The 26,167-nt window shown below is 71.8% G+C and carries 22 protein-coding genes, 1 other RNA gene and 2 pseudogenes; 11 read left to right on the forward strand and 14 right to left on the reverse strand.

Annotated elements, in window-relative coordinates:
* Positions 1-185: 185 nt before the first annotated feature.
* From ABH941_RS37645 to ABH941_RS37660, 4 genes are all read right to left on the reverse strand, one after another.
* Entirely contained in the window at positions 186-1,319 is a 1,134-nt protein-coding gene (locus ABH941_RS37645; RefSeq protein WP_370135400.1) for a hypothetical protein, read from the reverse strand.
* 197 nt (positions 1,320-1,516) lie between these two features.
* Positions 1,517-2,566 (reverse strand): N-acetylmuramoyl-L-alanine amidase, encoded by a 1,050-nt coding sequence (locus ABH941_RS37650; RefSeq protein ID WP_370135403.1) that lies wholly within the window; start codon positions 2,564-2,566, stop codon positions 1,517-1,519.
* Positions 2,556-4,136: a hypothetical protein gene (locus ABH941_RS37655; protein ID WP_370135407.1), complete on the reverse strand. Its 1,581-nt coding sequence runs from the start codon at positions 4,134-4,136 to the stop codon at positions 2,556-2,558. The genes ABH941_RS37650 and ABH941_RS37655 overlap by 11 nt, the downstream gene beginning before the upstream one ends.
* 118 nt (positions 4,137-4,254) lie before the next feature.
* The gene (locus ABH941_RS37660; protein WP_370135410.1) at positions 4,255-4,911 is read right to left on the reverse strand and encodes a class I SAM-dependent methyltransferase; all 657 of its coding nucleotides are present in this window, start codon (positions 4,909-4,911) and stop codon (positions 4,255-4,257) included.
* A gap of 1,160 nt (positions 4,912-6,071) precedes the next feature.
* On the opposite strand from ABH941_RS37660, the gene ABH941_RS37665 reads away from it, so the two are divergent.
* From ABH941_RS37665 to ABH941_RS37685, 5 genes are all read left to right on the forward strand, one after another.
* Entirely contained in the window at positions 6,072-8,267 is a 2,196-nt protein-coding gene (locus ABH941_RS37665) for an acyl-CoA dehydrogenase (RefSeq protein WP_370135413.1), read from the forward strand.
* 50 nt (positions 8,268-8,317) lie between these two features.
* On the forward strand, positions 8,318-9,511 hold the full coding sequence (locus ABH941_RS37670; RefSeq protein ID WP_370135417.1) for a lipid-transfer protein: 1,194 nt from the start codon (positions 8,318-8,320) through the stop codon (positions 9,509-9,511).
* A 313-nt stretch (positions 9,512-9,824) separates the two neighbouring features.
* A complete protein-coding gene (locus ABH941_RS37675; RefSeq protein ID WP_370135419.1) occupies positions 9,825-10,688 on the forward strand; it encodes a MaoC/PaaZ C-terminal domain-containing protein in 864 nt (287 codons plus the stop codon).
* Between the two features lie 76 nt (positions 10,689-10,764).
* Complete coding sequence (locus ABH941_RS37680) at positions 10,765-11,841, forward strand: Zn-dependent alcohol dehydrogenase (RefSeq protein WP_134009988.1); 1,077 nt, start codon at positions 10,765-10,767, stop codon at positions 11,839-11,841.
* A gap of 54 nt (positions 11,842-11,895) precedes the next feature.
* The gene (locus ABH941_RS37685; protein WP_370135422.1) at positions 11,896-12,840 is read left to right on the forward strand and encodes a 3-oxoacyl-ACP reductase; all 945 of its coding nucleotides are present in this window, start codon (positions 11,896-11,898) and stop codon (positions 12,838-12,840) included.
* A 51-nt stretch (positions 12,841-12,891) separates the two neighbouring features.
* Here ABH941_RS37685 and ABH941_RS37690 read toward each other — a convergent pair whose 3' ends face one another.
* Together ABH941_RS37690 and ABH941_RS37695 are read right to left on the reverse strand one after the other, a co-directional pair.
* Positions 12,892-13,080, reverse strand: coding sequence for a hypothetical protein (locus ABH941_RS37690; RefSeq protein ID WP_370135425.1), 189 nt, complete (start codon positions 13,078-13,080; stop codon positions 12,892-12,894).
* Between the two features lie 162 nt (positions 13,081-13,242).
* Complete coding sequence (locus ABH941_RS37695; RefSeq protein WP_370135428.1) at positions 13,243-15,411, reverse strand: alpha/beta hydrolase family protein; 2,169 nt, start codon at positions 15,409-15,411, stop codon at positions 13,243-13,245.
* A gap of 348 nt (positions 15,412-15,759) precedes the next feature.
* Between ABH941_RS37695 and ABH941_RS37700 the strand changes: the two genes are divergently transcribed.
* The 3 genes from ABH941_RS37700 to ABH941_RS37710 are packed head-to-tail and all read left to right on the forward strand — an operon-like array spanning position 15,760 to position 18,560.
* Entirely contained in the window at positions 15,760-16,602 is an 843-nt protein-coding gene (locus tag ABH941_RS37700) for a Nif3-like dinuclear metal center hexameric protein (RefSeq protein ID WP_370135431.1), read from the forward strand.
* 48 nt (positions 16,603-16,650) lie between these two features.
* The gene (locus ABH941_RS37705) at positions 16,651-17,394 is read left to right on the forward strand and encodes a zinc ribbon domain-containing protein (protein ID WP_370135624.1); all 744 of its coding nucleotides are present in this window, start codon (positions 16,651-16,653) and stop codon (positions 17,392-17,394) included.
* A gap of 17 nt (positions 17,395-17,411) precedes the next feature.
* Entirely contained in the window at positions 17,412-18,560 is a 1,149-nt protein-coding gene (locus ABH941_RS37710; RefSeq protein ID WP_370135433.1) for a bifunctional RNase H/acid phosphatase, read from the forward strand.
* A 43-nt stretch (positions 18,561-18,603) separates the two neighbouring features.
* Here the strand turns inward: ABH941_RS37710 and yaaA are convergent, their stop codons facing one another.
* A complete protein-coding gene (gene yaaA / locus ABH941_RS37715; protein WP_370135437.1) occupies positions 18,604-19,401 on the reverse strand; it encodes a peroxide stress protein YaaA in 798 nt (265 codons plus the stop codon).
* Positions 19,402-19,618: 217 nt separating this feature from the next.
* Between yaaA and ABH941_RS37720 the strand changes: the two genes are divergently transcribed.
* Positions 19,619-21,064 (forward strand): RNB domain-containing ribonuclease, encoded by a 1,446-nt coding sequence (locus ABH941_RS37720; protein WP_370135440.1) that lies wholly within the window; start codon positions 19,619-19,621, stop codon positions 21,062-21,064.
* Between the two features lie 7 nt (positions 21,065-21,071).
* Here ABH941_RS37720 and ABH941_RS37725 read toward each other — a convergent pair whose 3' ends face one another.
* A complete protein-coding gene (locus ABH941_RS37725) occupies positions 21,072-21,635 on the reverse strand; it encodes a Uma2 family endonuclease (protein ID WP_370135443.1) in 564 nt (187 codons plus the stop codon).
* A gap of 128 nt (positions 21,636-21,763) precedes the next feature.
* On the opposite strand from ABH941_RS37725, the gene rnpB reads away from it, so the two are divergent.
* Positions 21,764-22,166, forward strand: an RNA gene (gene rnpB, locus ABH941_RS37730) — RNase P RNA component class A.
* Between the two features lie 144 nt (positions 22,167-22,310).
* Here the strand turns inward: rnpB and ABH941_RS37735 are convergent.
* From ABH941_RS37735 to ABH941_RS37760, 6 genes and pseudogenes are all read right to left on the reverse strand, one after another.
* Positions 22,311-22,682 carry a hypothetical protein gene (locus ABH941_RS37735; protein WP_370135447.1) on the reverse strand — a complete coding sequence of 124 codons (372 nt, stop codon included), beginning with the start codon at positions 22,680-22,682 and terminating at the stop codon, positions 22,311-22,313.
* Between the two features lie 63 nt (positions 22,683-22,745).
* Positions 22,746-22,814 (reverse strand): annotated as a pseudogene (locus tag ABH941_RS37740) (hypothetical protein); the annotation flags it as partial.
* Between the two features lies 1 nt (position 22,815).
* Positions 22,816-22,917: pseudogene (locus ABH941_RS37745) on the reverse strand (transposase); the annotation flags it as partial.
* Positions 22,918-22,994: 77 nt separating this feature from the next.
* On the reverse strand, positions 22,995-23,612 hold the full coding sequence (locus tag ABH941_RS37750; protein WP_370135450.1) for an NADPH-dependent F420 reductase: 618 nt from the start codon (positions 23,610-23,612) through the stop codon (positions 22,995-22,997).
* 68 nt (positions 23,613-23,680) lie between these two features.
* Positions 23,681-24,535, reverse strand: a complete 855-nt coding sequence (locus ABH941_RS37755) for an LLM class flavin-dependent oxidoreductase (protein ID WP_370135452.1) — start codon at positions 24,533-24,535, stop codon at positions 23,681-23,683.
* A 126-nt stretch (positions 24,536-24,661) separates the two neighbouring features.
* Complete coding sequence (locus tag ABH941_RS37760; protein WP_370135454.1) at positions 24,662-25,396, reverse strand: SDR family NAD(P)-dependent oxidoreductase; 735 nt, start codon at positions 25,394-25,396, stop codon at positions 24,662-24,664.
* A 152-nt stretch (positions 25,397-25,548) separates the two neighbouring features.
* Here ABH941_RS37760 and ABH941_RS37765 point away from each other — a divergent pair, with 152 nt between their 5' ends.
* On the forward strand, positions 25,549-26,016 hold the full coding sequence (locus tag ABH941_RS37765; RefSeq protein ID WP_370135456.1) for a MarR family winged helix-turn-helix transcriptional regulator: 468 nt from the start codon (positions 25,549-25,551) through the stop codon (positions 26,014-26,016).
* Positions 26,017-26,167 lie beyond the last annotated feature (151 nt).

Raw genomic sequence — 26,167 nt, forward strand, 5'->3', positions numbered from 1 at the left:
GCGCGGGGGGGCCCCCCAAAGCGGGGGGGGGGGGGGGGGTTTTGGGGGGGGGGGGGGGGGGGGGGGGGGGGGCGGCCCCCCCCCGGGGGGGGGGGCGGGCCCGGGGGCCCCGCCCCCCCCCCGCGCCCGTCTTCGTCGGCGGCTTCCCGCGCTTCCCGCGCTTTTCGCGCTTCATGCGCAGGGCGTCAGCCGCGCTGGATGCCCGAGGTGTCGGACAGCAGGCCGCGCTTGCCCTCCTGGGTCTGGGTGAGCAGGGCGTCGCCGCGCTGCGCGATGGCCAGGTACCAGGTGCCGGGGACCAGCTCCCCGACGGACGGGCCGTCGGAAGCACCCTCCGGAGCCAGCGCACGGGGTGCGGGAACGGCGAACCAGAACGGCGCGAACGCCGGAGCGGCCGGGGTCTCCGCAGCGGGGGCGGGCTCGGGCTGGGCGGCCGCCTCCTTCTCCAGGCTGTGCGGCTGAGCGGGTGCGGCGGCCTCCGGAGACCTCTGCTCGGCGGCCTGCTCCTCCGCGGCGGCGGAGGACTGCGGCTTCACCACCGGGGTGAGCAGCGCCGTCGCGTTGTCCTCGCGCTCGACGGGCGGGGCGTCCTGCGGGGTCGCGGCCGGTGCGGGGGCCGCCGCGGTGGGCTGCGGGTAGCCGTAGCCGCTGGGCTGCGGCTGGTAGGCCTGGGCCGGGTTCGGCCCGGGGGCGGGGGCCGGCGAGATCGGTCCGCTGAAGGGCTGGCCCGGCTGGGCCTGCTGCACCGGCTGACCGTGGTGGAACTGCTGGCCGGGCTGCGGCTGGTAGGGCTGCTGCTGCATCGGCTGGCCGGGCCGGCCGGGCTGACCGTACGTCGGATAGCCGCCGGGGCCGGTCATCTGCTGCGGCGCCGTCGGCGACGCGGTGGTCAGCGGCAGGGCGAGCGCGGGCAGCAGCGGTGTCGCGAGCGCGGCACCGGCGAGCAGCAGCGCGAACAGGAAGCCGAGGTAGGCCCCGAACGAGTGACTCAGCAGCGGCGACGGGGTGGAGAACAGCGACCACAGCGACGACCAGAGCGCCGCGACCGTCAGGACCGTGCCCCAGTGCGCCAGTTCGATTCCCGCGACCTTGGGCGCCTGCGGCAGCAGCCGACCGGCCAGCACCAGTGCCGCGCCGATCACGCCCAGCAGGAACACCGCGGGCAGCAGCGGGAAGAAGCCGCCGTGCCAGGCGTTTGCGGTGCAACTGCCGGCGCTGCCGCAGTCGGCGCTGTAGTAGGGCAGGAACGAGGAGATCAGCAATAGGAGTGCCGCAGCCGCGACCGCCGCATCTCCCCTGGTGACGGTTCTGGGGTTCACCGTGAGAGCCCTCTCGTGATTGGTTGGGCGAAAGCTTGGACCGCCCATAGCGTACGGTGTTCGGGCTTTGAAGGAGACGTCTGGATCATTCCGGTTTCGTGTGCGCGTCAAAGTCACTGCCGGTGACGGTGGTGCTGACGTGACGGGTTCGTGGCGGGTCCGTGACGGGTCCGAGGGGGGCCGGGGCGTACACTCCGTCAGTTGCCGCTCTCCAGGTAGGCGGTGATCCCGTTCACGACCCCCTGGGCGGCGAGCTGCCGCCAGGACGCCGAGGTCATCTCCTTGGCGTCGGTGGCGTTGCGCATGTTGCCGCACTCGATGAAGATCTTCGGAACCGTCGACATGTTCAATCCGCCCAGGTCGCTGCGGACGTCGAGGCCCGACCCGCCGCTGATGTAGTTGGCGAAGGGCTCGCCGGTCACGCTGTGGAACGCCGAGCGGACGTCGAGGCCCAGGGTGCGGGAGGGGGCGACGATGGCGCGGTTGTCGGCGCCGCCCTGGTCCACGGCGGCCGGGAGGATCACATGGAAGCCGCGGTCGCTCGCCCCGGCTCCGTCGCCGTGGATGGAGATCGCCGCATCGGCGTGGGCGGCGTTGCCGATGGCGGCACGCTGGGTGACGCACGGTCCCCAGGCCGTGTTCCCGTCCTGGGTGAACACCACCTTGGCGCCCTCGGCCTCCAGGAGGGTGCGGGCCCGCCGGGCCACGTCCAGGGTGAAGTCGGCCTCCAGGTAGCCGCTGTCGGTCTCGGTGCCGGTGGTGTCGCAGGTGGTGCTGCCGTTGCCGATCTGGACCAGCTTGTTTATCTCACTGGCGTACTTGCCGTTGTCGGGGTTGTGGCCCGGGTCGATCACCACGGTCTTTCCGGAGAGGGGGTGCGCTGACGAGGCCGGAACCTTGGCGGCGGCAGTGGCGGCGCTGGAGGCGGAGTTGGGCGTTGAGGCAGAGGCGGACGAACCTGTGCTCCCGGAGGCGGCCGCTGAGGAAGACGCCGACGAGGCCGCCGACGAGGACGAGCCCCCTGCCTGCGCTCCCTGCTGCACGGGGGCGAGAGCGGGGGCGGTGACATCGCCCACGGCCACACTGTGCCCAGCGTCCTGGGATCCGGCGACGGCCTTCCAGCCCAGCCAGCCGGCGAACCCCAGCGGTACCAGGGCGGCCAGGACCATCGCGGCCGTCGCTGCTCGGGCCCGGTGGGGGCGCTGCTCCGGGGCGTCGTAGTGGTCGAGCGGGTGTTCAGATCTCACCGTCTGTCCTTGTCGCCAGTCCGTACTGGGTCGCGATCGGGTTCCAGGCCGCGACGAAGCTCTTCTTGTCGGTGGTGGCGGAGGTGCTCTGACTCAAACCGTTGTTCCAATCGGTGTTGTGCGGCGCGTTGCCGGGGGAGCAGCCGCCGTTGGCCATCGCCCCGGCCCAGTTGGCGAAGTCGGTGTCGGCGGCGGCCGACTCCGACCAGGCACGGCTCAGCGTCTTCATCGCGGCGGCAGCCCCGGCTGGGAGCTGCGACACGTCGAGCGAGGCCGCTTGCTGGGAGAGCGTCTGGCGGGCCTGGGCGGCCTGGGTCAGCACGCTCTGCGCGTTGGAGACCGAGGCGTAGTCGGTGCAGTTGTCGACTGCCTGGACGGCGTTGGAGACCTGGGCACGAGAGCTCGTCGAGTTCGCCAGCAACTGGTCGACGGCGGCGGCCTGCGACTTGGCCTTCGCTGTGTCCGTCGCCGACGGGCTCGCGGACTGGCTGGCCGAGGCCGAGTCGGAGGGACCGGCGCTCTGCGAGGCCGAGCCGGTCGACGATGCGCTCGGCACGGCGCCGCTGGTGGCCACCGGTGGCGTTGAGGTCCGGCTCGATGCCTGCTTGTTCTTGGTCAGCCCGAGACCCCAGACCACGCCCACACCCAGCAGCGCGGCGACCACGACGACCAGCGCGATCAGCAGCGGGAGGTTCCTCCGGCCGCCGTCCCCGTTGCCGTCACCGCTGCTGGGGTCGCCGGGGGCACCGGCGCTACCGGGGTACGCCGGAGGCTGGCCGTACTGCTGTTGGTGCGGCTGGATCGGGTAGACCGGGGGCTGGCCGGGCTGCTGGTTGGGCCCCCGGAACTCCTGGCCGGGCATCGTCGCGCCCTGGTAGGAGGCCGGGGGTCCGCCGGGAGCACCGGGGGGCGGGCCGTAGGAGGGCGCGGCCGGGGCTCCCGGGGCTCCCGGAGCGCGGTAGCCCGGCGCGCCGTAGCCGGGCGCGCTGTAGCGAGACTGCGGGTAACCGGGCGGCGGGTAGCCGTACCCGGCCCCGGGTGCGGTCGGCGGCGCCTGGGGGGCCGGAGGCGTCCGGGGCGCCTGGGGCAGTTGGGGCGGCCGGGATGCCTGGGGCGCCTGGGGCTCCATGACCTTCGGAAGGTCCTTGGCCGTGGGGACGTAGGGACGGCCCAGCGGCTGATCGAACTCGGTGCGCGGCGGCACGCTCGGCAGCGGGGGTATGACGGAGGTCGGCTCGTCTCCGTCGTCGCGGGGGGCGGAGGCGGGACCGGAGGCGGGACCGGAGGCGGGACCCGACGCATCCCCCTGAGTGGGCAGGGTCGGCGTGCTTGGTGGGACGGCAGGCGGCGGGACGGGCGGGGGTGACAGGTCGGACGCGGCCCTCGGGTCGTCGGCGGGCCCGGCCTCCGGCGACTGCGCCTCCGGGCTCGGGGTCGTCGAGGGTTCAGCCGTCTCCGGCTTCTGCCACATCGCCGCCGTCGCCGGGTCGCGACGGCGGACCCAGCCGCCCGCCCCGTTCCTGGCTGTCGGGTCCCACACCGCGGGCGCGCTCTCCTCCGGTTCGGTCATTGCCGGTCCCTCCCGCCTCCCGCGTGCGCGACTGTTCCCGCAACCGTACCGAAGCCCGACTCGGGCGAGCGGAGCTTGCCTGTGATCAGTGCCACAAAGGGGATGAGCTGGTACGACCTCAGCCCCGCCGCAGCACCCGCAGCGAACCTGTCACCGACACCTCGGTGAAACCCTCGGCGAGCGCACGCAGATACACCCGGTACGGGGCCTGCCCGCCGTCGGCGGGATCCGGGAACACATCGTGGACCACCAGCAGACCGCCCGGGGCCAGGTGCGGCGTCCAGCCCTCGTAGTCGCCGGTGGCGTGCTCGTCGGTGTGACCGCCGTCGATGAACACCAGGCCCAGCGGAGCGCCCCACACGGCCGCCACCTGCGGGGACCGTCCCACCAGGGCGATCACATGGTCTTCGAGGCCGGCCGCGTGCAGGGTACGGCGGAACCGCGGCAGGGTGTCCATCCGGCCGACTTCGGGGTCGACCAGCGAAGCGTCGTGGTACTCCCAGCCGGGCTGCTGCTCCTCCGAGCCACGGTGGTGGTCCACGGTCAGCGTGACCACGCCCGCCCGCCGAGCGGCATCGGCGAGCAGGATAGTGGAGCGCCCGCAGTAGCTCCCCACCTCCAGCAGCGGCAACCCGGTCCCAGCCGCGGCAGCGGCACCCGCCGCGTACAGCGCCAGCCCCTCGTTCACAGGCATGAACCCGGTCGCCGCCTCGAACGCCCCGAGTACGGCGGCCGAGGGCGCACCGGTGGTGGCCGCTGTGTCGGTGTCCGTCATGCTCGCCGCTTCTCCTCTGTGGTTGTGGCCGTACGTACTCGGGGGACCCTACTGGAGGACGGTTCGCGGGGGAGGCGGGGCGTCGCCGCCGGCGGGCCGTCTCGCGGCCGAGCCCCCGTCCCGACGCCGTCTCTGACGTGCGCGTTCGCTCCCGCTGGCCGTCCGTCGCCTCCGTGGGGCGCGATGGTTGGTCCCGGGCTGGGGTGGCTCGCTGTCGCTCGCGGCCAACTGCGCGGAGGGGAGGGGGTGGTGGGGCGTGCGTTGCCGGGTGGCGCGCCGGGGCCGGGCTGCAGAAACGTTCCTTCTGTGTGTCTTCGGCTGAACCGGGGTCACTTTTCGTACACCGGGTCACTTTTGGTACAAGAATACCGGAATGAATCGGGCATAACGGCATGATCAAGTGACATCTTGTCCCGAAGTGACCCCGGTTCGCCCTGATCCCCCGTTTTGGGGTCACTCGACCTACTTTAGGGTCACTCGTCCGACGAATTGTGACCGCTATGTCCGATATGGCGTCGAAAGAGTGACCCCAAAGTAGGTCGAGTGACCCCAAAACGGTGAACTCGCCCCGCCCCGCGCCCCCGCCGCACGCTCCGCGCCAGGCCCCGGCCGCCCCCGGCCGTTGTCGCGCGGCGGAGCCGCTTCGGTCCGGGCGGAGCCCGGGAAACGGCGCTCAACTCGCCCCATCCGACGCTGCCGTTGCAATCGTGGGGCCCCGCCCCCGGCCCCTGTCGCACGGCGGAGCCGCTTCCTTCCGGGCGCGAGCCCGGGAAGCGGCGGGAGATGCGCCCCGCCACACGCTGCCGTTGCAAGCGTGGAGCGCTACCCCCGCCCACCGCGAAACGCTCCGCGCCAGAGCGACCCCGCCCCCTGCACCAGTTGCGCGGCGGAGCCGCATCTTTCCGGGCGGAGCCCGGGAAACGGCGGCCAACTCGCCCCGCCACACGCTGCCGTTGCAGCTGTGGAGCGCTGCCCGCGCCCTCGTCGAACGTTCCGCGTCGAGTGGTTGCCGCCGGGCTCTCTGTGGTCGCGAAGGCTCCCGCTCCGGGACGGTTCTGCGGGGCGGGGTTTCCGAAAGGTGCGGCGGGTTCTAATCTGACGATGCGTCAGATTGCTGGAGCGCGTGGGCCGCCAGGGCGACCGGAGTCGAGGGGGAGCGCATGGCCATAGGGATCAGCGAGGACCATCGCCAGGTGCAGGCGGCCGTGCGGGGGTGGTTGGAGCGCGAGGTTTCACCGGAGGTCGTGCGGGATGGGCTCGCGGAGGATGGGAAGGTGCGGGTGCCCTCCGGGCGGGCGGCGTGGTGGGGCGGATTGGTTGGGCAGGGGTTGTTGGGACTGCACCTGGCCGGTGAGTACAGCGGGGGCGGGGGAGATCTGCTGGACCTGGCCGTGGTTGTGGAGGAGGCAGGGCGTGCCGTACTGCCGGGTGCCTATCTGCCGACGGTGCTTGCGTCCACTGTGCTCGCCGCCGCCGGTGGGGCGGAGGCCAAGCGTCGGTTGACCGGATTGGCCGACGGGAGCTGCACCGGGGCGGTCGCCCTGGAGCCCGGCGGGCTGTGTGCCGAGCCTGTCCCCGGGGGATGGCGGCTGAGCGGGGACGCCGGACCGGTCCTCGGGGGCGACGAGGCTGATGTGGTGTTGCTCGCCGCCATGCTGGAGGGCGGGGAGTCCGCCTGGTTCGCGGTGGACGCTGCGGTGTTGACGGTACGTCCGCTGCCGGCGCTGGACCTGACCCGGGGGCTCGCGACAGTCGGGGCCGGGGCCGGCGGACTGCTGCTCAGCGAGGAGCAGCGGCTCGCGGTGGACGGCGAGCGGGTCGGTTCGCTCGCGTCGGTGGTCCTGGCGGCGGAGGCCTGCGGGATCGCGGGGTGGGCGCTGGACGCGGCCGTCGGCCATGCCAGGGTCCGCGAGCAGTTCGGGCGGCCGATCGGGCAGTTCCAGGCGGTCAAGCACCTCTGCGCCTGGATGCTGGTCCGTGCCGAGGCGGCGAGGGCCGCGACCTGGCAGGCGGCGCGCGACCCGGAGCCGCTGGCCGCGGCGGTCGCGGCTGTGCTCGCGATGGAGGCGGCGGTCGAGAACGCCAAGGACTGCATCCAGGTCCTCGGCGGTATCGGGTTCACCTGGGAGCATCCGGCGCATCTGCGGCTGCGGCGGGCAGTGACGTTGCGTCAGCTCCTGGGGTTCGGGTCCGGGGCGGAGTCCGGGTCCCGGGCCTCGCTGTACGGGCGGGTGGCGGGGTTTGCCGCGGGGCATGGGTTGGACCGGCCGGTGTTGGAACTGCCGCCCGAGGCTGAGGAGTTCCGTCCTGCGCCGCGTGCCGCCGCAGCTGCCGTGCAGGGGCTTGAGCCGGCCGAGCAGCGGCGCAGGCTGGCTCCGGGTGGCTGGACGGCTCCGCATCTGCCGCCGCCCTACGGGCTGGGGGCCGACGCGCTGCGGCAGTTGGTGGTGGAGCAGGAGCTGCGGGCGGCGGGGGTGGTGCTGCCCGATCTCACCATCGGCACCTGGGTGGTGCCCTCGATCGTCGCCCATGGCACAGCCGAGCAGCGCGAGCGCTTTGTGATGCCGACGCTCAAGGGCGACCTGACCTGGTGTCAACTCTTCTCCGAGCCCGAAGCGGGCTCGGATCTGGCGTCGTTGCGCACCCGCGCCGTCCGGCTGCCGGACGGACGTTGGCGGGTGGACGGGCAGAAGGTGTGGACGTCGAGTGCCCGCACCGCCGACTTCGGGATCCTGCTGGCGCGGACCTCGCCGGACCGGCCCAAGCATCAGGGGTTGACCTACTTCCTTGTCGATATGAAGACGACTCCTGGAATCGACATCCGGCCGCTGCGCGAGCTCACCGGCGATTCGGTCTTCAACGAGGTTTTCCTCGACGGCGTGACCCTTCCTCCCGATGCCGTGGTCGGCGAGGTCGACGGCGGGTGGCGGGTGGCCAGGCACACGCTGGGCCATGAGCGGGTGCATATGGCGGACTCCAGTCCGACCGCCGATGCGGTGCGCAGGCTACTGGCGCTGCCGGGCGCGGACGGCGACCGCAGGGCCAGGCTGGGCCGACTGGTCGCCGTCGAGCGCGTGCTGACCTGCATCGACCTCAGGACGGCGCTGAGCAGCCTGGACGGTCTCGACCCCGGGCCCGGCGCCAGCGTCCGCAAGCTGGTGTCCGCTCCGCACGCCCAGCAGGTCGCCGAACTGGCGCTGGAGCTGTGCGGTCCGGCGGGCGCGGTGGCCGAAGGCGTGGGCGGGCAGGCGGCGCGGGCCTTCCTGATGTCGCGCTGCCTGACCATCGCGGGCGGCACCACGCAGGTGCAGCTGAATGTCGTGGCGGAGCGGATCCTCGGTCTGCCGAGGGACTGACCGCCGTCGAGGGAGTGACCATGACCACCATGGACCGGAGGAGTGAGGCAATGCCTGGAAAGAGCTACCTCGTCGGCGTCGGCATGACGAACTTCGAGAAGCCGGAGAGCCGGGACTGGCAGTACTGGGACATGGCCCGCGAGGCGGGGCAGGCCGCGCTGGCCGACGCCGGGATCGACTACGCGCTGGTCGAGCAGGCGCCGGTGGGGTACTGCCAGCAGCAGTCGACAGCCGGACAGCGGGCCGTGTACGAGCTGGGCCTGACCGGGATCCCGGTCTACAACGTCAACAACAACTGCGCCACCGGCTCCTCGGCGCTGATGATGGCCCGTCAGTTCGTCGCGGGCGGGATCAGCGACTGCGTCCTCGCGCTGGGCTTCGAGAAGATGAGCCGCGGCGCGCTCGGCGCGGGTGCGGGGGCCGGTGACTTCTCGACCAGCCCGGTGGCGCGGCACTACGGGGTGATGGCGGCCAGGCACGGCTTCGCGGCGACACCGCCGACCGCGCAGATCTTCGGCAATGCCGCCCGGGAGCACATGGAGCGCTACGGCACCACCGCGGAGCAGCTGGCCCTGGTCGGGGTGAAGAACCACCGCCACTCCGCCGCCAACCCCCGGGCCCAGTTCCGCGACAGCTGCACCCTGGAGGAGGTGCTGGCGTCCAGGACCATCCACGAGCCGCTGACCAAGCTCCAGTGCTCGCCCACCTCGGACGGCGCGGCGGCGGCCGTGGTCGTCTCGGAGCGGTTCGTGGAGCAGCACGGCCTGCATGACCGTGCCGTGGAGATCCTGGGCCAGGCGATGACCACCGACACCGAGTCCAGTTTCGCCTCCGGATCGTCCATCGACGTCGTCGGCAAGCCGATGAGCCGGGCCGCGGCGCTGGCGGTGTACGAGCAGTCGGGGCTCGGCATCGAGGACGTGGACGTGGTCGAGTTGCATGACTGCTTCTCCGTCAACGAGCTGCTGACCTACGAGGCGCTGGGCATGTGCGCGGACGGGGAGAGTGGAAAGCTGGTCGCCGAGGGTGCGACGACCTACGGCGGGCGGTGGGTGGTGAACCCGTCCGGGGGATTGATCTCCAAGGGGCATCCGCTGGGGGCCACCGGGTTGGCGCAGTGCGCCGAGCTGGTGTGGCAGCTGCGCGGCGAGGCGGAGGAGCGGCAGGTCGCGGGCGCGAGGGTGGGCCTGGCCCACAACATCGGGCTGGGCGGTGCCGCGGTGGTGACCATGCTGCGGCGCTGACATGCCGGCGGCCGGTCCGGTGGCTCGGGGGAGTTCTCAAGGGCCGCGCGATGCGTTATACCTGACGGTGAGTCAGGTGAAACACGTTCTACTAAGGTGCGAACAGGAGCTCCAGCAGGAGCTCGACCAACAGACTCGCGGGTGCGGCCGTCCCACGGAGCCGCGACCCGCGCAGAGCGGCCCCGACGCGTACGACGGTGCGGACGGACGCGTCGGGGTCCACCAACCGGCAGGGCCGGAAGGACCGGCAGGACCAGCAGGATTAGAGACACGCAAGGCACGAGGCAGGCAAGACAAGAGGAGAGCAGGACTGATGCCCATCGACGCCGCCACGGCACTCGCGGCCCCGCCGCGCACCACCGATCTCGCCTGGGAGGCCAAGGACGTCCTGCTGTACCACCTGGGCGTCGGCGCCGGAGCCCAGCACCCGGCGACCGACCCGGACGAACTCCGCTACACCTACGAGAAGGACCTCCAGGTCCTCCCCAGCTTCGTGACCGTCGCCGGCGGCGGCCTGGCCAAGGCGGGTGTGTTCACCCTGCCCGGGCTGGACATCAACCTCGCCCAGGTGCTGCACGGCGGCCAGCGGATCGAGTTGCACCGGCCGGTCCCGGTCGAGGGCCGCGCCGTCCTCACCAGCCGACTCGCCGCGGCGTACGACAAGGGCAAGGCGGCCGTCCTGGTCATGCGCGGCGAGGCCGCCGACGAGGCGGGCCCGCTGTGGACCACCGACACCGAGGTCTTCGTCCGCGGCGAGGGCGGCTTCGGCGGCGAGCGCGGCGAGAGCAACCGCATCGTCCCGCCCGAACGGGCGCCGGAGTGGGAGCGCGAGGTCCCGGTACGTCACGACCAGGCGCTGCTCTACCGGCTCTCCGGCGACTGGAACCCGCTGCACGCCGACCCCGACTTCGCCAAGCTGGCCGGCTTCGACCGCCCCATCCTGCACGGTCTCTGCTCGTACGGGACCACCCTCAAAGCCGTGGTGGACACCGTCCTCGGCGGCGACGCGAGCCGCGTCCTCAGCTACAGCACCCGCTTCGCCGGGATCTTCTTCCCCGGCGAGACCCTCCGGATCCGGGTCTGGGACGAGGGCGGCGGCAGGCTCGTGGTCTCCGCGACCTCGGTCGACCGGGCCGACGCGCCGGTCCTCGCCGACACCGTCATCACCTACCACTGAACTGCCACGGAACTCTACTGAACGTCGACTCGTCCGATCCGCTCGTCCGATCCGCATCAGCCCCAGGGGAGCAGCCATGCGCGCAGCAGTCCTGCACGAGACAGGTCAGGAGAAGCTGGAGGTCCACGAGGGGGTCACCCTCCCCGAGGTGGGCCCCGGCAAGGTCAGGGTCCGGTTGCGGGCGGCCAGTCTGTGCCACTCTGACCTGTCCGCGATGAGCGGCGTGCTGCCACAGCCCGCCCCCTTCGTGCCGGGCCACGAGGGCGCGGGCGAGGTGACCGAGGTCGGCGCGGGTGTCGAGGGACTGGCCGTCGGCGACCATGTGGTCGTCTGCTGGATGCCGCCCTGTGGCAGCTGTCCCAGTTGCGTCCGGGGCGAGGGCAACCTCTGTCTCGCCGGTTTCGCCAACATGGGCAGCCCCAACTACCACCACGACGGCACCGACATCTTCGGCTTCTCCGGCACCGGGACGTTCGCGGAGGAGAGCGTCGTCGCGGCCGGCTGCGCGGTGAAACTGCCCGACGACGTGCCCTTCGAGGTCGGCGCGCTGATCGGCTGCGGGGTGACCACGGGCGTGGGCGCGGCGATCCACACCGCCAAGGTCGAACCGGGGTCCTCGGTGGTGGTCATCGGCTGCGGCGGCGTGGGCATCGCCGCGATCCAGGGCGCCAGGGTCGCGGGCGCGGCGCAGATCGTCGCCGTGGACCCGGTCCCGGCCCGCCGCGAGTGGGCGCTGCGGTTCGGGGCGACCGAGGCGGTGGCGCCCGAGGGGCTGGCCGAGGCGCAGCAGCGGCTGACCGGCGGCGAGGGCTTCGACTACGCCTTCGAGGTGGTCGGCAGGTCGGCCACGGTCAGGGCGGCGTACGACGCGGTGCGGCGCGGTGGCGCTCTGGTCGTGGTCGGCGCGGGGGCCATGGACGACATGGTGCAGTTCAACATGTTCGAGCTGTTCTTCAACGAGAAGCGCATCCTGCCCTCCCTCTACGGCGGCACCGACGTGCTCCGCGGCTACCGCACCGTCATCGACCTGTGGCGGGCCGGGCGGCTGGACCTGGAAGGCATGGTGACCCACCACGTCCGGCTGGAGGGGATCAACGACGCGGTGCAGCAGATGCGCAGCGGCGAGGCCCTCCGCACCGTCATCGACCTCTGAAGCCTCTGCAGCACGATCTCCGTAGCACGGCCACTGAGAAGGAGTCACCCCGGCATGAGCACCTCTCTCTCCGGCAGGACCGCGATCGTCACCGGTGCGGGCCGCGGTCTCGGCCGCGCCGAGGCACTGGAACTGGCCAGGCTCGGCGCCAACGTCGTGGTCAACGACTTCGGCGCGCCCGGCCGGGACGGCAGCGGCGGGGCCTCGGCCACCCCTGCGGACGAGACCGTCGCGGAGATCGTCGCCGAGGGCGGCCGGGCGGTGGCTCACTACGGCGACGTCGCCGACCTGGACGCCGCCCGCGCCCTGGTCGACCTTGCGGTGGACACCTACGGGCAGCTCGACATCCTGGTCAACAACGCGGGCATCCTGCGGGACCGGATGGTCTTCTCGATGTCGGAGGAGGAGTGGGACTCGGTCCTCCACGTCCACCTCAAGGGCCACTTCGCGACGACCCGCTTCGCCGCCGCGCACTGGCGCGAGCGCTCCAAGGCCACAGGCGGGCCGGTGTACGGACGGATCGTCAACACCTCCTCGGAGGCGTTCGTGGCCGGCTCGGCCGGGCAGCCCAACTACGCGGCCGCCAAGGGCGGCATCGTCGGACTGACCCTGAGCTGCGCCTCGGCGCTGGCCCGCTACGGGGTGACGTCCAATGTGATCTGCCCGCGGGCGCGCACCAGGATGACCGACGATGTGTTCGTTGGGTCGATGGGCGCTCCTGAGCAGGGGCTCGACCCGCTGGCGCCCGAGCATGTGTCACCGCTGGTCGGCTATCTCGCCTCGCCCGCCGCAGAGCGGGTCAACGGCCAGCTGTTCGTGGCGCACGGCGGGATGGTGGCGGTGCTCGGGTCGCCGCCGGTGCTGGCGAAGTTCGACACGGCCAAGGACCTGTTCACCCCGGCCGAGCTGGACGACCTGCTCAGCCCCTTCTACCAGGGGCGCACCCCGGGCGACGGCTACGCCAGCCTCGCGGTCCTGGGCCTGCGGCACGGGGACTGACGGACCGTCGGGTCCCTCTGTCGCCGTGCCGCAGGCTCGTTGTCGTGCCGGTCAGTCGGCCGACATCCCGTTGTGCAGCACCCGGCGGTGGCGGCCGTGGCCGGCCGGTTCGCGTCGGCCCTCCACATCGTCGTCGGCCACCGAGCCGCGGTGTTTGCCCGCGGTGTCGAACTGGTCGTGTGTATCCCCCGGAGCAGCGTCCAGGCGGTTCTCAGTGATGTCTGTGAGGGCATCTGACATGAGAAGTCGTCTCTCCGTTGTGTGAGCTTCAATGCCTTTGTTACGTCATCTGTCGTGATCACCCTATGCAATGGACCCTGCCCAGGTCCTGTCGGGTCGGTAACAAAGGGTGCACGATCGGTACTCGCCGGTACGGGCTGTCAGGCGCGGTTCCGGCCGCCGTCAGGTCGGGCGCCCGGTCCGCAGGAAGCTCGCCAGCAGCTCGTGCAGCACCGGCGCGCCGTCCTCGGCCAGCACCTCGTGCCCGGCCCCCGCCGCTTCCACATAGCGGAAGTCGGCACTCTCCGTGTGCCCCATCCGCAGCAGTTCCTGACGCAACGTGCGCGACTGCGACACCGGCACCACCTCGTCCCGGTCGCCGTGCACCACCAGCAGTGGCGCGGTCAGCCGGTGGCACATCCGCAGGACGTCCCGCGCGCCGCTGCCGTCCTCCGGTTCGTGCGTGCCGCCGAGACGCTGCGTCAGCGCCTGGACGGCGGGGCCGGCCTCGGCCAGCAGCCGGGGGCCGGACAGGAACGGGGCGACCACGGCGCAGCGGGCGACCTGCTCGGGCGCCGAACAGGCGGCGAGCAGGGCCAGGAACGCCCCGTAGCTCACCCCGAAGAGTGACGCCGGCTCAAGTCCCAGCGCCGCCCGCTGGCCGCTGACGGACGTCAGCAGCGCCAGCACGTCGTCGAGGTCGGGGCCGCCCCAGGCGTTCTGCAGCGCCTGTGCGTACTCCACGCCGTAGCCGGTGCTGCCGCGCTGGTTGACGGCGACCACGGCCAGGCCCTCGCCGGCCATCCGCTGCAGGGCCGGATCGAACTCCAGCCGCCAGGCGTCCGCCGGGCCGCCGTGCAGGGCGACGACGAGGTGTTGCGCCGTCAGCCAGGTGTCCCCGCCGTAGACCACGGCCTCCATCGGCCCGGCCGCCCCGGCGAGTTCCACCGCCCGGGCGCCGTGCCAGCGTCCGCCGTCGCCCGGAGCGGCGCTGCCGTCGAGCCGCCAGCCGGACGCGGCACGGAGCCGGCCCTCCCGGAGGGACCGCGGCGAAGGGAGTATCCGGATCACGCTCCCCATCCCGGCGGCGCCGCCCTGCAGCGGGGCCAGCCGCAGCGGCATCGTCGGCACCGGGTCCTCTGCCTCCGGCGGGCCTGCCAGCAGACGGTCCACCTGCACGGTGGCGATGCCCGCCGGATGGTCGGGGGAGGAGTAGGGGAGCCGCAGCCCCGCCGCGGACCAGTGGCCCACGCCGCCGAGCCGCCCGGCCGGCACCGGCAGCGTCTCCAGCTGCCCGGACGAGGGCCGCCAGACCGCCAGGGTGGAGCCGGCGCCCCAGTCGCCCTGCAACGCCACCCGCTGCTCACTCGCGGGAACCCCTGCGCGGCCCGGCTCGATCGCCACCGGGCGCAGGAACTCCCTGGTCCGGTGCAGGCAGTCGGGGAAGCGCAGCGGCTGGTCCTCGCCGAGGACACCCCAGCCGAGACGGTCCTGACCCGGGGCGTCGCTGCGCACCAGGATCAGCCCGCTCTCCGGGTCCGCGGCGACCAGGCGGTCGTTGCTGCCCGGGGCCAGCTCCAGGAAGGGGCTGACCGTCCCCGTCGCCAGATCCAGCACCACCGTCTTGACCGTGGGCGCGGAGGATCCCCCGGCGGCGCCCGGCACCAGGTGGTCCAGGGCCAGCATCCGCCCGCCCCGGTCCAGCCACACCCCGCCGCCGGACATCCCGGGGAACTCCGCGACCTGCTGCGGCTGCGCGCCGCCGTCGGCGCTCACCAGCCAGACCGAGGTCACCGCGCGGCTGTCGGTGCCCAGCGCCACCGCGACCGGCGCGCCGGGACCGGGCGCGGGCAGCGCCATCAGCCGCAGCCCCGGCATCCGCAGGCTGCCGACGAAGGTCTCCCGCACCGAGGCAGGGGTGCGCACCACCAGGTCGTGGCTCTCGCCGTGGAGGCGGCAGATCAGCACCCGTCCGTCGGGCAGCGAGACCAGCTGCGAGCGCAGACTCTCCGGAGCCGCGCCCGGGGCCTGCGGCAGCGCTACGGGTATGGCGCCGCCGGTCGCGCCGCTGCCGGGATCGGCGCCGCCAAGGCCGCCGACGATCAGGCCGCCGACGACCTGCTCCGCGGAGTCCCCGGTCGGCGCCGTGTCCAGCTGCCGGTTTGCCGTGTCCAGCCGCCAGCTTGCCGTGTCCAGCCGCCAGCTTTCTACGTACCAGCCGCCCTCGCCCGAGGAGGCCATGCAGGCCGCGTAGCCGCCGCCGGCCGAGAACGTGAAGCCGACCCGGCGCAGCGCGGGTGCCGCCCTGGTGTGCGGGAAGGCGCCGACGAGAGTGAGAGGTGTCGCAGTCATGGGAGGTCACCAACCAGGTGTCATGGGGGTCGGACCCGAACGGCTCCCAGCCGCGGGCCCGCAGCCGGGACCAACCGAGCGTTGCCGCCCCCGCCGCACCACAGACGCTACTTACGCCACCCCCGGCACCCGAACGGATCGCTGCCCCTTCACTCAAAGGGGTGAGCCCAAGGACGGGCAGGTATGCGTAAGCCCAGGCACCGGGCCGCCCGGCGCACGGGCGGTCGGCACTGGCCCTGCGTGCTCCAACTTTTCGGGGCGCGACACCCCGGACCCCTGCGAAACCCCGAGGTGGCGGGCTCGAGCCGGACGGGACCTCGCCAGGTGGCCTGCGTGTAATCTCGACGGGTGCCGATACTCTCCGACGTCCTCAGCGTGTTCGACGAGCTCTACCCGCCCGCCAGGGCGGAGTCCTGGGACGCGGTCGGGCTGGTCTGCGGGGATCCGGAGGCCGGGGTGGGCCGGGTGATGTTCGCCGTGGACCCGGTCGCCGCAGTGGTCGACGAGGCCCTGGAGTGGGGCGCTGACCTGCTGGTCACCCACCATCCGCTGTATCTGCGCGGAGTCACCTCGGTCGCCGCCACCGGCTTCAAGGGCCGCGTCGTGCACACCCTGATCAAGCACGGGATCGCCCTGCTCACCGCCCACACCAACGCCGACTCGGCCGACCCCGGCGTCTCCGACGCCCTAGCCGAGACCGTCGGCCTGCGCGTCACCGGACCGCTGATCCCCGACCCGACCGACCCGGCCGGCCGCCGGGGCACCGGACGGATCGGCGAACTGCCCGAGCCCGAACCCCTCGCCGCCTTCGCCGCCCGGGTCGCCGCCGGGCTCCCCGCCACCGTGCAGGGCGTCCGCACCGCGGGCGACCCGGACGCGCCGGTGCGCCGGGTCGCCGTCTGCGGCGGCTCCGGCGACTCCTTCTTCGACGCGGTCCGCGCGGCCGGCGTCGACGCCTATCTCACCGCCGACCTGCGGCACCACCCGGTCTCCGAGGCCCGCGAGGCGAGCCCGCTGGCGCTGCTGGACGCCGCCCACTGGGCCACCGAGTGGCCTTGGCTGCGCAGCGCCGAACGCGAACTGCTGGCGGCCGCCGACAAGCACGGCTGGACGCTCGACACCCGGGTGTCCACGCAGGTCACCGACGCCTGGACGCTGCACACGCCGATGCCGGCCGCAGCCCCGGAATAGCCACGCAAGCCCCCTGACCGACCGACGCACCACCCCGAGGAGCACCCCCTGAACGCCGCGCCCGCCGACCAGATCCGCCTGCTCGACCTGCAGGCCCTCGACTCCCGCCTGGACCAGCTCGCCCACCGCTCCAACACCCTTCCCGAGCACGCCGACATCCAGCAGCGCAGCACCGATCTCACCGAACTGCGCTCCCTCACCGTCGCCGCCGAGACCCAGCTCAGCGACACCCAGCGCGAACTGGTCAAGGCCGAGCAGGACGTGGACCAGGTCCGCACCCGCGCCGCCCGCAACCAGCAGCGGATGGACTCCGGCGCGGTGGGCTCCGCCAAGGACCTCGCCAACCTCCAGCACGAGGTCGGCGCCCTGGCGAAGCGTCAGAGCGACCTGGAGGACGTGGTTCTGGAGATCATGGAGCGGCTGGAGACCGGCCAGGCCCGGGTCTCCGAGATGACCGCGCGCCGCGACGACGCCCAGCACAGCCTGGCCGAGGCCGAGGCCCGCCGGGACGTGGCGCAGGCCGAGATCGACGCCGAGGCCGAGAAGGTCACCAGGGAACGCGCGGCCATCGCCGCCGTCATCCCCGCCGATCTGCTGAAGCTCTACACTCGGCTGCGCGAGACCCAGGGCGGCACCGGAGCGGCCCGGCTCTACCAGCGCCGCTGCGAGGGCTGCCGGGTCGAGTTCGCCACCGCCGACCTGCGCACCATCCGCGCCGCCGCGCCGGACGAGGTGGTCCGCTGCGAGAACTGCAGCCGCATCCTGATCCGCACCTCCGACTCCGGCCTCTAGAGAGCGGTTCGCCCCTCATGGCGTCCACCCGACGGTTCATCATCGAGGCTGACGGCGGCTCCCGGGGCAACCCGGGGCCGGCCGGCTACGGCGCTGCCCTGCGCGACGGCGACACCGGCGAACTGCTCGCCGAGGCCGCCGAGTACATCGGCGTGGCCACCAACAACGTCGCCGAGTACCGGGGTCTGATCGCCGGGTTGCGGGCGGCCCGTGCCATCGACCCGGAGGCGACGGTCGAGGTCCGGATGGACTCCAAGCTCGTCGTCGAGCAGATGTCGGGCCGCTGGAAGATCAAGCACCCGGACATGCGGCCACTGGCCGCCGAGGCCCAGGGGATCTTCCCGCCAGGCAGGGTCCGCTACCAGTGGATGCCGCGTGCCCAGAACAAGCACGCGGACCGGCTGGCCAACGAGGCCATGGATGCCAGCCAGGCCGGGAGGCAGTGGGTCGCCAAACCGCTGCCGCAGCCGACGGCAACGCCGGTGCTCTCCGAACCGCTCCCGGAGGTCCCCGCCGCCCCGGTCGGCTGGGGCGCGGCGGACCTGGGCACCCCCACCACTTTGGTGCTGCTGCGCCACGGCGAGACCGCGCTCACCCCCGAGAAGCGCTTCTCCGGCAGCGGCGGCGGCGATCCCGAACTGTCCGAACGCGGCCGGGCCCAGGCCGACCTGGTGGCCGCGGCCCTCGCCGCGCGCGGCACCGTCCAGGCGGTCGTCAGCTCTCCGCTGCTGCGCTGCCGGCAGACCGCGCAGGCCACGGCGGACCGGCTCGGCCTGGAGGTACGCATCGAGGAGGGGCTGCGGGAAACAGACTTCGGGGCTTTCGAGGGGCTGACCTTCGCCGAGGCCAAGGAGCGCTTCCCGGTCGAGCTGGACGCCTGGCTGGCCTCCGCCGACACGGCGCCCCCGGGCGGCGAGAGCTTCGCCACCGTCGCCCACCGGGTCGCGGCCGCCCGCGACAAGTTGCTGGCCCGCTACGCGGGGCGGACCGTCCTGGTGGTCTCCCATGTCACACCGGTCAAGACCCTGGTCAGGCTGGCTCTGGGGGCCCCGCCGGAGTCGATGTTCCGGATGGAGTTGTCGGCAGCCTCGTTCTCCGCGATCCAGTACTACGCGGACGGCAACGCGTCCCTGCGGCTGCTCAACGACACCGCGCACCTGCGCTAGCTGTTGCACTGTCAGGGGCGTGGGGAACTGCGCGACAAGCCCCTCACAGCTCGCTGACGACGACGTCCAGCGTCCAAGCCTTCCCCGCCGCAGGTGCCTCGGCTTCCACGGTGTACTTCAACTCCCGTAGCACCTCGGCGAGTTCGGCGGGTGACTCCGGTTCGGCGGCGGACTCGAGAAGCTCTCTGACGATTCGTCCCTTTGTCGCCTTGTTGAAGTGGCTCACCACCGTTCGCTTGACCACTCCTCCCACCTCTCGCTCGTGCAGCACCCGCACCGTGGCCGTCCGTCCGGCGACCTCCCCCTGCGGCCGCCACAGCGCCGCGTACGCCGACGACCGCAGGTCCAGCACCAGCCCGCCGCCGGCCGCGCGCTGCATCGCCGCCGCGGTCTCCTTGCGCCAGTAGCTGCCCAGCGGGCCGAGCGGGGGCAGCTTCACCCCTCCCGAGCAGCGGTACGGCGGGATTCGGTCACTGATCCGGACCGGACCCCAGAGCCCGGAGAACACCAGCAGCGAGCGCTCGGCCCGGGCGTAGGCCTCGGGGCTGAGCGTCGACAGTTCCAGCGCGTCGTAGAGGACGCCGGTGTAGAGCTCGCCGGCCGGCAGGGTCGGGGCCGTCCGCAGCACCGTGTTGCGGGCGATCTCCCCGCGCAGCCCCGGGCTGAGCCCCAGCACAGCGGCCGCCCGGTCCTCGTCACCGCTCGCACACAGCGTGACCAGCGCGTCCAGCACCCGGCTCCGCGCCGGGCCGAGCTCCGGCAGGACGAGCCCGTCCAGCGCCAGTGGCGCCCCCGAACCGGCGGCGGCCTTCCCCTCGGACGGCGGCAACAGCACCAGCACAGCAGTACTCCTCGGTGACGCGGCGGATCGGGAACAGCCCCCGCGCCACTGTAGGGCCTGACGTCTCCAGGACGAATCCAAAGAAAGCCACCACCACCGGCCGTAATGACGTCAGTCTGTGTTTGATATTGACGCTTGCTGTGTGTTTTGGTTCGCTGGATGACCGGGCCGGGGACGTTGAGGGGCGACCCCGGCCCCACCCTCGTACGCTGCACCCATGCCCCGCCGCCATCTCAACCTGCGCACCGCAGGCACCGCCCGGATCGACAGCGAGCTCGCCGAACTCCGGGCCAGGATGGAGATCCCGGACCGCTGGGCGCCGGAGGTCCTCGCCGAGGTCGAGCGGGCGGTCCGGGCACCTCGGCTTCCGGACGAGGACGCCACCGCGCTGCCGCTGTTCACCGTCGACCCGCCCGACTCGCGCGACCTCGACCAGGCGATGCACCTGGAGCGGCGCGGCACCGGCTTCCGGGTGCACTACGCCATCGCGGACGTGGGCGCGTTCGTACGGCCCGGCGGGGCGATCGACGCGGAGGCCAGGCGTCGGGTGGAGACCCTCTACTTCCCTGACCTGCGCGTGCCGCTGCACCCGCCGCAGCTCTCCGAGGGCGCGGCCAGCCTGCTCCCGGGACAGGACGCCCCGGCCCTGCTCTGGCAGCTGGACCTGGACGCCGACGGTGCGCTGGTCTGCGCGGACCTGCGCCGTGCCCTGGTCCGCAGTCGTCGCAGGCTCGACTACGCCGGTGTGCAACAGGCCATCGACAGCGGCACCGCCGACGAGGCCCTCGCGCTGCTCGGGGTGATCGGGCCGCTGCGCGAGGAACGCGAGCAGGACCGGGGCGGCATCAGCCTGCCCATCCCCGAGCAGGAGATCGAGCCCGTCGACGGCGGCTACGCCCTCAACTACCGCGCTCCGCGCCCCGCCGACGGCTGGAACGCGCAGATCTCCCTGCTCACCGGCATGGCCGCAGCCGAGATGATGCTCGACGGCAGGGTCGGCCTGCTGCGCACCCTCCCGGCTGCGCCGCAGAGCGCGCACGACCGGCTGCACCTCACCGCCGCCGCGCTCGGCGTCGACTGGCCGGCCGGCCTCCTGTACCCACAACTGATCCGGTCGCTCAACCCCGAGCTCCCGGCCCACGCCGCCTTCCTCAACGAGTGCACGGGCCTGCTGCGCGGCGCCGCGTACACCGCCTTCGACGGCTCCGCTCCGCCGGAGCCCGCCCACGCCGCCGTAGCCGCCCCGTACGCCCACTGCACCGCCCCGCTGCGCCGGCTGGCCGACCGCTTCGCGGGCGAGGTCTGCGTGGCGCTGGCGGCGGGCGAAGCCGTACCGGACTGGGTGCGGGCGGCACTGCCGGAGATCCCCCGGCTGATGGAGACCGGCGACCGTCGCGCCCACGAGGTCGAGCGGGCCTGCGTCGACCTGGTCGAGGCGGAACTGCTGCGCGGCCGTGAGGGCGAGGTCTTCGACGGCGTGGTCGTCGACGTGGACGAGCGGAAGCACCTCACCGGCACCGTCCAGCTCCGCGACCCGGCCGTCCGCGCCCGCCTCTCCGACGACCGCCCGGGCGCGGTGGCGCTCCCGCTGGGCACACCGCTACGGGTTCGGCTGACCACGGCGGACCCGGCCACCCGCACCCTCCGCTTCGCCCCGGCCTGAGGATTGGTCAGCCGATTCGCGGCCAGTCGGAGGTGTCGAGCACAAATTCGGTGCCGTCGGCGGTGAAAGTCACCGTTGCGCCAAAGGGGAAGGTCTCGGGCTCCGGGTACGCACCGTTCTCCGGCCCGGTGAACAGCGTGCACAGGCATTGGTAGGGGTCGGCGATGAGGTAGGCGTCAATCCCCGCGACTGCGTACTCCTGGACTTTGATGCCGTAGTCCTTCTCGCCGAGGTCACTGGAGACGACCTCGATCGCTGCCGCGATGTCGCTCCGGGGCAGAGGCTTGGCAGTCCTGGAGGAGGTGCTCCGCAGAATCGAGACATCGGGGCAGAAACCGCTCCTGGTGTGGGGAAACGGGCTCAGCACGTCCGACATGACCCGCCAGCGTGGCAACCCGGCGGACAGGGCCGCTTCTCGCCCCGCCAGGATGATCTCGCTGTCCACACGTCCGTGAGGTGAGAGGACGATTTCCCCACGCACCAGTTCGGCCTTGAAGCCAGGGGGAGCTTCGAGAGTGACAAGAATGTCGAGCAGTTCCCTGTGGGTGAACTCCTCGTGCCCAACCGTCATGTGAGTGCTCCTCCCCACCCGAGCATGTGGCGCTCCACAACTGACCCGATCGGCCAACGAGGCGACTACGCCGAAGTCACGGGGTCTGATGCCTCGCAGGGAGCGGCTACCATGGTCCACACGGCGGACGAGCCGGCCGGGCGGTCGCGTTGCACCCTTCCCAGGGTGTGCCGAGGAACGTCCGGGCTCCACACGGCAGGGTGGTGGGTAACGCCCACCCGGGGTGACCCGCGGGACAGTGCCACAGAAAACAGACCGCCGGCCGCTTCGGCGGCTGGTAAGGGTGAAACGGTGGTGTAAGAGACCACCAGTGCCCAGGGTGACCTGGGCAGCTAGGTAAACCCCACCCGGAGCAAGGTCAAGATGGAACGCCGAACGGCGCTCCGCGCAGGCGTTCGAGGGCTGCCCGCCCGAGCCTGCGGGTAGACCGCTGGAGGCTGTCGGCAACGGCAGTCGTAGATGGATGACCGCCTCCGCGCGGGCCGCAAGGCCCCCGCGAGACAAAACCCGGCGTACAGGCCGACTCGTCCGCTGCCTGGCCGGGGACCTGGGCGAACACCCAGGTCAGCGGCCCGGGGCCAGGAACCCCTGACCCGCGCCTCCATGCCCGCCTGCGGACAGGGCGGCACCCGGCTGCGTCCTCCGGCAGCGGTGCGGAGTCCGGCGCCGCCTGGGTCAGCGCTCCGGGTGGAGCAGGCGCGGGATGCTGCTCCGTAGCGCCTGAACCGCCTCGGCGGAGGTTAGCCGTCCGGCGCGGACTTCCTCGCCCGCGGCATGGCCCAGCGCCAGGGTGGCGGAGAGGACCCAGGCCACCGGCAGTTGCGGGTCGATCTCGCCCTGCTTCTGCCCGCGGGTGACCAGTTGCTCCAGGCGGGCCAGGATCGGACCGTGCCGGTCGCGTTCCTGCTCCGGGTCGAGCGGGGGGACGGCCAGGTGCAGCAGGAACGGGTCGGTGTCGAACGCGTTCCAGCCCGCCTCCAGGAACCGCATCAGGGCGGCGTCGGCGGGCCCGGTGTCCAAGTCGGCGGCGTCGATGGCGGCGATCACCCGTTCCGTGGCCCGTTCCAGCAGCGCCTGCAGGAGCGCGTCACGTGAGATGAAGTGCGCGTAGACCGTCTGCCGGCTGATCCCCGCCGCCTTCGCGATGTCTTCGATGGTCGCCTCGGGGCGCCGGTTCAGGAAACGGGTCCATCACGGTCGTCGGGTCAGGGAGCTCCTCGGTGGTAGCAGTCTTGAAGCCGGTGAACCCGTCCATCGCGACGACCTCGATCCCGTCGCGCCACCCGGAGGCCGTGCCAGTCACACAGCCGCCCAACTACCTCACCCGATCAGCACGGGGCAGCCGAGACAGCCAGGTCTTCAGTTGGATTCTGCGCCGAGGGCGATGTCGAAGCCGGCGCCGTGGCGGGCCAGCCCCATGAGCAGGAGGCCGGTCCATTCAAGGACCGACGCCATCTGGAGCCCTCCGGCGTCGAGAGGCCGCAAGCCGATGCTCTTCAGAAATGCCGCGACCTGGGCTTTCGCCTCTGCGTCGTCGCCGGCAAGAAACGCGTCCAGGGGCTTGTCGTGAGCGAGGACGTGGCCGAATATCGAGTTCAGCGCCTTCACGACCGGTGTGCCCTCGGGGGCGGCAGCGGCGATCTCCTGTGCCGCCGAGCGACCTGGGGCAGTCGCGAGCCCGTCGGCGTCGGTGTTAAAGGGATTGGAGATGTCGACGAGGATCTTGCCGGCCAACGCGCCGTCGTAGCGAATGACCGCGTCGACTGCGCCGGTGTACGGGACGGCCACGATGACGATGTCACCTGCCGGCGTTGCACCGAACACGCCGGCGGTGGCTCCATTGCCGATCTGGTCGGCCAGCGCCTGAGCCTTGACGGTGTTGCGGCTCATGAGCTCGATGGTGTGGCCGTGCTTCGCCGCCCGGGTGCCGATGGCGGTGGCCATGTTGCCCGAGCCGATGATGCTGATGGTGGTCATGACGTTTTCCTTTGCTGTCTATCGATCAACTGCTGGGTCATAGGGGTCTTGCCGGTGTGGTGGGCGTGCTAAGAGCGTTCGCGGGCGACGTGTTCGCGTACAGCGGGGATGGTCTCCGCGGCGAAGCGTTCGAGTACGTCCGGGTCGTCGCTGGCCAGGATGAAGACGCTGACACCGTCCTCGACGGCCATCTGGGCCAGTGCCTCCGCAGTCTGCTGACTCGGGAAGATGTTCAGCAGCCGGGTGATCTCGCGGGGGTCGCGGTCAGCGGCCCGCGCGGCGGCGTCGATGATCGCGTTTCCCTTCTGGAGGCCGCCTGGCTCCATGACCGGCAGCGACGGCAACCAGCCATCGGCCTTACGTCCCACCAGGCCCTGCATCTTCGGCTTGTGGGCTCCTAGCCAGATCGGGATCTCGTGTGCGGGCGCGGGTCCGCGCTCGGCGCCGTGGACCGAATAGAACTCCCCGTCGACATCCAGTCGTCCGGGCCCGTCGGCGTCCCACACCCCGCGGATCACGTCGATCGCCTCGCTCAACGCCGCCACTGACTGCAACGGGGTCAATCGACGTCCGCCGATCGCCTGCACCGCATCCCAGTAGAAGCCGGCCCCGAGCCCGAGGCTCATCCGACCACCGGAGAGCAGGTCGAGGCTGGCGGCCGCGCGGGCGAGCACGGCGGGGGGCTGACGCAGCGGCAGGTTGAGCACATTGCCGGACAGACCGATGCGCTCAGTCCGCGCGGCCACCCAGCTCAGCAGAGTCCAGGTATCGAGAAAGCTCGACTGGTAGGGATGATCCTGGAAGGTCACGAAGTCGAAACCGAGCCGCTCACTGAGCTGCGCCAACTCGACCGGACGGGTCGCCGGGGAGTTCGTGGGACCGATGAATGTTGCGAAACGCAGGGGATGACCATAGTCAGGCATCGACGTCTCCTTCAGTCGTTCGTGTGTGGTCAGCCGCGACGCGCGACGTCGTCGCCCACGGCGTGTTGTCGGATCAGGGCGCTGACGAGCGCCGACATGAGGCGCTTCTCCGGTCGTCGCTCGCTGTTAGATCTGGCTGAACCCGCCGTCGACGACCAGGTTTGCGCCGGTGATGAAGCTGGCGTCCGAGGAGGCCAGGAACAGCGCAGCAGCTCCGATTTCCTCGCTGCTTCCCAGCCGTCCCAGCGGGATGGCTGCGGTGATCTGCTCCCGAACCTCGGGGGATACGGTGCTGAAGAGCGCGGTGTCGATCGAACCGGGACTGACGACGTTCACCCGGATGCCGCGGACCTTCAGCTCCGCGGCCCAGGTGCGGGCGAGTGAACGCACGGCGGCCTTGCTCGCGGAGTAGACCCCGGCACCGGGAATGCCCTTGGTCGCGCTGGTCGTGCCGTTCAGGATGATCGACGCACCGTCGCTCATCAGCGGCAGCAGGTACTGAACGGTGAACACAGTGCCGCGGAAGTTCACGCCCACCAGCGCATCGAACGTATCTGGGGTGATGCTTCCCAGCGGGTCCGAAACCGATCCGAGGCCGGCGCTCGCAAAGAGGACGTCGACTCGTCCGTGACGCTCCCGCACGGTCTCGGCCAAGCGAGCCAGGTCGTCGAGATTTCCCGAGTCCGCCTGTACGCCCGTCACGTTGTGGCCGATGGAGGCGACCGCCTCATCCAGCCGGCGCTTGTCTCGTCCGGTGATGAACACGTCGGCGCCTTCGGCGACGAACAACCTGGCCGTTGCCAACCCCATCCCAGAGGTTGCTCCAGTGATCACGGCGACCTTGCCATCGAGCTTGGGCATGCTGACTTTCATCCTTCTGTCGGCCGCAGGGCCGAACGATGCGGGGACCCTGCGGGGCTGTTCTCCCGTTCGTGACTACATGCTCACCGTACCAGATGCGTGCGCGCGCATCTAACTGGGGAGGCACTCAGTTTCCGGGTATGCTGCTGGGTGTGAAGGCACCCGTGTCGCAACCGCGAATCATTTCCCCGGACCAAGTCAAGGGCTGGTTTGCGCTGCTGCTGACCCACGCCACAGTTACCGGGCGGATCGACGCCGCGCTGATGGACCAGCACAAGATCTCGTTCAGCACCGTCGAGATCCTGTGCTGGCTCCTGGAAACCGAGCCTCAGTCGGTTCGAGTTCTGTCTGGCGAACTCGTCAGCGTGAGCCCCACTCGAGCATCACGGTTGGTCCAGAATCTGATCGATGCCGGGCACCTCCAGCGTGGCGCCGACCAAGGCGACGGGCGGGTGTCGCTCATCAGCTTCACCAAAAGCGGACGGCACTTCGCCGAGTCGGTCAGACGAACTTTCGAGGATTCGGTCAAGAAATACTTTGTCGATCCCCTCGACGACGATGACATTGCTGCCATCGCCCGGATTTGGGCCAAGCTCGAAAACGCAGAAGGTCCTGGCTGAGGGAAATCCGGATCGCTGTGATCGCCGTCCTCTTCCGGCGACATGAGACCGGTCAGCGACCGTCGTCCGCTGTCGGGACTTCGAGCGACAGGGACCGCGCGATGCAGCGCGAAGCGCTCCAGCGCCTGGTCGAGCCGGTGGTGCATCGGCC

Source organism: Streptacidiphilus sp. EB103A, from assembly GCF_041261405.1.
Taxonomy (GTDB): domain Bacteria; phylum Actinomycetota; class Actinomycetes; order Streptomycetales; family Streptomycetaceae; genus Streptacidiphilus.